Raw genomic sequence first — 5,263 nt, 5'->3', positions numbered from 1 at the left:
CGTCTCGACCCGGCGGGAGATGTCCTCGGTCGCCCTCGCCGTCTCCTGCGCGAGGTCCTTGACCTCGCCGGCGACGACCGCGAAGCCCTTGCCCGCCTCGCCCGCCCGGGCGGCCTCGATGGTGGCGTTGAGGGCGAGCAGGTTGGTCTGCCCGGCGATTCCGGTGATCGCCTTCACCACGTCGCCGATCTCCGCGGACGAGGTGCCGAGCTTGGCGATCGTCTCGTTGGTGATCTGCGCGACGTCGACCGCGCTGGAGGCGACCTGCACGGCGTGGTTGGCGTTCTGGGCGATCTCGCGGATCGAGGCGCCCATCTCGTCGCTGCCGGCCGCGACCGACTGCACCGAGGCGGAGACGTCGCCGGCGGCGGCCGCGACCAGGCCCGCCTGTGCGGCCGCCTCGCGGGCGCTCTCGCCGATCCGGGCGGTGACCCCGCCGAGCTGCTGGGTGTTGGCGCCGAGATCCTCGGTGCCGCGGGCCAGCGCGGCGATCGTGGTGCGCAGGCCCTCGCGGGCCCGGTTGACGGCGACGGCCATCCGGCCGAGTTCGTCGCGGGCGCGCACGTCGGCGGGCACGGTCAGGTCGTTGTCGGCGACCGCGCCCAGCGCCGCCTGCACCGTGGTCAGCTGCTGCCTGGTCAGCCGGATCAGGAACAGGGCCAGGCCGCCGGCCAGCAGCACGCCGATGACCAGCGTGGCGATCATGCGGGTCCGCGCGTTCTCGAAGGTCTCCTTCGCGGTGGCGGCCAGCGCGTCCGACTCGGTGTCCTCGATCGCCTGCAGTTCGGCGACCGCGGCGTTCATCTCGTCCTCGATCGCGTCCAGCCGGTCCCCGACCGGCGCGGGCTGGGCGCCGCCGGGCGCCGGGGCCCGCGGCGACAGCGCGGTGTCCCGCAGCGCCCGGTAGTTCTTCATCGCCTCGGTGAAGGCGGCGAGGCTCCGCAGCCGGGCCGGCGAGTCGGCGGCGATCCCGGCATAGGCGGCCAGCGCCGCGTCGATCCGCTGGTCCGCCGCGGCGACGTCCTCGCGGCCCTGCTTGCGCTTGGCGGGGTCGGTGCCGCCGAGGCTCACGACGAGCATCCCGCGGAACATGTCGGCGACGCCGCCGCGCAGCTCGACGGCCTGCTGGAGGCTGTCGACGTGCGCGGCCTTCATCTTCGCCAGCTCGTCGCTCATCTCGGACAGCCGGTACAGGCCGAGCAGGCCCAGGCCCACCGCGACGAGCGCCATCGCGACCACGCCGATCAGGTTCTTTGTCGCCAGGCTGCGGTCGGCCAGCAGGGCCGTGATCGGGTTGCGCCCCACCGTGACCTGCACGGCGTCCTTTTTCCTTGCCCTCGGCATCGCGGGTCACCCTTCCGTCCACGATGAATCATCGCGGACGGAAGGCAAGAAACAGGGGCAAATGCTTCAGACGACCGAGAGTTCGACCAGTTCCGCGTCGCCGGCCCGCCAGCCCTCGACCGCCACCGCCACGTAGCGGGCCCGCTTACCGAGCGCGGAGTAGGACAGCCCGTCCGCGGAGGCCTCGACGCGCCACGGCCTGCGGTGCCCCTTCGACCAGGTCAGCCGGACGTCACCGACCGCGACGACCGCGCCCAGGTCCACCACCATCCGGCCGGACTCGCCCGGCCGCCAGGCCGTGCGCGGGTCGCCGTCGACCGCGCGCGCGGGCGAGGTCATCCCGGCGGGCAGCGGCGAGGTCGGGAAGGTGATGCGGCCGCGGGCCAGGTCGCCGGTCGGCGTCACCGGGGCCCCCGGGACGACGAGACCGCGGGTCCGGCCGGCCCGCACGGTCACCCGGGTCGACCAGGAGCCGGCGCGGACCGTGAGCACGACCCGGCGCCCGTCCGGCGCGGTGATCCTGAGGTGGTGCGAGTCCACGACGTCGAACCGGGTGCCGTCCGGTGCCGGTTCGTCGAGGTCGAAGCGCGGCGGCTCGACGATGGCGGTGCCGCCCACCAGGCTGGTCTTCCAATCCAGCCCCTTGCCGCGGGCGACCTGGGTGCCACGGTAGAGGCGGCGGCCGGAGGGGAGGCGCACGGTGGCGTTCACCCGGCCGGAGGTGAGGTTGAAGACGCTGAGGTAGCCGTCGGCGTCGCTGATCAGCAGGCCCTCGGCGGTGGGCAGGGTGCGGGCCGCGGCCGCGGCCAGGTTGGTCGTGGCGCCCGGGTATCCCTCGATGATGGGTGCCGGCGCGGACACGCCGGCCACGCTCACCACGATCTTGCGGGACGTGCCGTGCGTGACGATGCCGGCCCGGCCGTCGATGCCGGCCCAGCCCTGCGCGGACCGGGTCTCCGGGACGGCGGCCGCGTCGGTCCAGGTCAGACCGTCGGTCGAGGTCTGGATCACGAACCCCTTGCCGTACGCGGCCTCCCAGTCGATCCGCACCCCGGCCACCTTCACGACGGAGCTGAGGTCGACGGCGAGCCAGCTGTCGGCCCGGCCGCGCTCCTCGCGGGCGACCGCCCAGCGGGTCTCCGGATTGCCGTCGGTGGCGTTGCGCGCCGGATTCCAGATGTCCTCGGAGGAGGCCGTCGGCATCGCGCCCTGCGCCAGGTCGGCGCCGCTGGTGTCCAGCACCGCGAAGGTGAAGATCGAGTAGCCGAACTCGGTGCCGGGCTCGCGGCCGAGCATCCGCACCCAGCGGGCATCGCGCGGGCTGAAGGTGACCCCCGACTGGCCCTGCTCGCCGAGCACCGCGGTCCCGGCCGGCGTGGTGAAGGTGCGCCGGCCGGTGAGGCCGGGCACGCCGGGCATGTCGAGGTCGAAGAGGGTGAGGCGGCCCTCGCCGGGCAGGCCGGTGCTCGCGTAGACGACCGTGCCGGTCGGCAGGGTGGCGAAGGCCGCGGCGTGGTCGCCCTCGAAGGTGAGCACGGTGGCGGTCGCGTCGAGGCCGTCGCGGTTGCGCTGGTACGCCCTGGTCCAGGTGCCGATCGGCCTGCTGCCGGCCGGCAGGAAGGCCGGGGCCCGGGTGTCGATCAGCCAGTTGTCGTGCTTGGGCTGCCACAGGAAGTTCACGAAGCCGGCCTTGGTGACCGCCCCCGCGAACGCGTGCTCGGACTGGTGCGCGATCAGCCCGACGTCCCTGCCGAAGTCCCGGGTGCCGCTCGCGCGGCGGAAGAACTCGGCCCGGCCGACCGGCCGCACCGGGCTCTTGCGCAGGCGGTGGAACAGGTAGGCGATCGCCAGCTCGGCGCGGGCCTCGGGCTCGTACTTCTCCTCGCCGCTGAACTTCGTCAGGCGGTTCTCCGGCTCGTACCGCAGGTAGGGCAGCAGGCGCTCGGACAGGTCGGTCTCGGCGCGGGCGGCATCGCGGTCGCCCTGCACCTGGGCGAGGAAGGCGAGCGGGAGGATGTCGCGGCCGTACAGGTGATAGCGGTCCGCGACCATCGGCATCACCGGCTCGCCGGCGTCGCTGGCCAGCAGCCGCAGCGTCGCCCACAGCTGCTCGCCGTTCGGCTGGCGGGTGAGCACCGGCGGCAACGGCTTGCCGGCGAGCAGGAAGTGGATCGCCGCGCGGCCCGCCGTACGCCAGAGTTCCGCCTGGTAGTGCGGGTTGACCGACCCGTGGTTCTCCACGATGAAGGTGTCGTGCAGGTTGTGCGCGGTCGTCAGCTGGTCGATCCGCTCGCCGTCGACCACGGCCGGGTTGGCGCGGTCGGCGACCGGCAGCCCGCTCGCGTTGGACGCCCAGAGCAGGAAGCGCTCCCGCCACCCGTCGGCCGCCTCGTCGTCGTCCGTGGCCCAGGCGATGCCGGGCGCGAGCGCCTGGGCGTAGACGCCCATCTCCTCCAGCCGGGTGTCGCCGATCCAGCCGCCGGTCGTGCCCTGCGGTGACCAGCCGCCGCTGAGCGGGTCGTCGTCGGAGCCCAGGCCGTACGCGTAGGAGGCCTGGCCCGCGGCGATCTTCTCGACGTTGAGGCGGGCCTGCTCGTCCAGGTCGTCCCAGAGCAGCCGGGCGGCGAGAACGAAGTAGAGCTCGAAGGTGGAGTCCCAGAAGAGCCGCCGGCCCCACTCGGTGCCGCCGGCCAGCCGGTTGCTTGCGGCGTAACGCTGGATCGTCGCGACCGTCTTCGCCTTGAGGGTTGGCGCGTCGACGTCGGCGAGCCGGGCGTCGTAGTCGTCCATGCGGAGCAGGACCGCGTTGCCCAGGACGGCGACGAAGCAGAAGTCGGCGGCGCGGTAGGCGCCGATCCGGGTGTCCCACTGCTCCTCCACCCACCGGGTGTGCAGGTGGAGCAGCTCACGGTAGCGGTCGGCGACCGGATCCGGCGGCGCCGCCGAGGCGCGCCCGGGCAGGGTGAGGGCGCCATTGATACCGCCGACGCCCGCCAGCGCCAGGAGCTGGCGGCGGGACAGTGCGAGCAAGGAACCTCCCCAGCAGGACAGAATGCCCTGACAGCCTTCGCGTCCGCCCCAAAGACTGTCAAATCACCATTTGGGCACGATCTCTGTTCCTCTGTGGCGCGACGCAACTCGATCCGCCGGGAACCCCCGCGGTCCAGCATGCCCGATAGGCCCCGGAGCCCCCGCACCGCGAGAGCCACGTCACGTCGGTGGGATGCCCGAGCCGCTGTTCCCCGCATCGAGTTCCGGAACCCAGATTGCTTGCTTGTTAACTAATGCATCGATGAAACTGACTGAACCGTCCCCAACGCACGTTCCCCCGCCCGTGGCGCCGGCCCCACCCGAGGCCGGCGCCACGGCTGTGTCCGGGTGCGACCGGATCGGCAGCGCCTGCCGGCAGGGCGGTCGATTTCCGAGGTCGCCGCCCCGCCCGGGGGCCATGGTGCGCGATTCCGGTCCACTGTGATCAGATGACTACTTAAAGTGACTCATACTTTCGGCTAGTCATCGATGGCCCGCTCGGCTAGTGTCTGCATAACCGAACGGCCAGACGCGCTGGGACGACGGGGATCGCATCGATCGCCGTCGGCCAGGGACCGATAGCGATACCTTGCCCGCCCCGGGCCCGGCGAAACGCCGGGCCGGCTCTCCGGACAGGTGCCAGGGAGGACGACGAGATGACTGTCATTCAGTCCGCCGAGACGAGGACGAAGTCGACGATCAGCGCGGCGCCGCAGAACAGCGCCGCCGATCTGCTCAACGCGATGGCCGCGATGCCGGTCGGCCACCCCTCCCGCGCGTCGCTGCGTGATCGCGCGATCGAGGCCTGGCTGCCGCTCGCCCGCCACCTCGCCCACCGCTACTCCGGCCGCGGCGAACCCACCGACGACCTCATCCAGACCGCCACCGT

General features: G+C 72.8%; 2 protein-coding genes and 1 pseudogene. 1 reads left to right on the top strand and 2 read right to left on the bottom strand.

Annotation, left to right across the window (positions count from 1 at the left end; all coding sequences use genetic code 11):
• A partial coding sequence (locus AB0F10_RS44010; protein WP_360640218.1) for a methyl-accepting chemotaxis protein occupies nt 1-1,317 on the bottom strand: 1,317 nt, incomplete at its 3' end.
• Between the two features lie 93 nt (nt 1,318-1,410).
• Nucleotides 1,411-4,374, bottom strand: a complete 2,964-nt coding sequence (locus AB0F10_RS44005; protein ID WP_360640215.1) for a discoidin domain-containing protein — start codon at nt 4,372-4,374, stop codon at nt 1,411-1,413.
• Between the two features lie 656 nt (nt 4,375-5,030).
• Between AB0F10_RS44005 and AB0F10_RS44000 the strand changes: the two are divergent.
• Nucleotides 5,031-5,263: pseudogene (locus tag AB0F10_RS44000) on the top strand (RNA polymerase sigma factor SigF); the annotation flags it as partial.

The organism is Actinoplanes sp. NPDC026623, from assembly GCF_040638275.1.
In the GTDB taxonomy this organism is placed as follows: domain Bacteria; phylum Actinomycetota; class Actinomycetes; order Mycobacteriales; family Micromonosporaceae; genus Actinoplanes.
The sequence above is the reverse complement of the archived record's forward strand: the minus strand, read 5'-3'. Positions and strand labels throughout refer to the sequence as shown.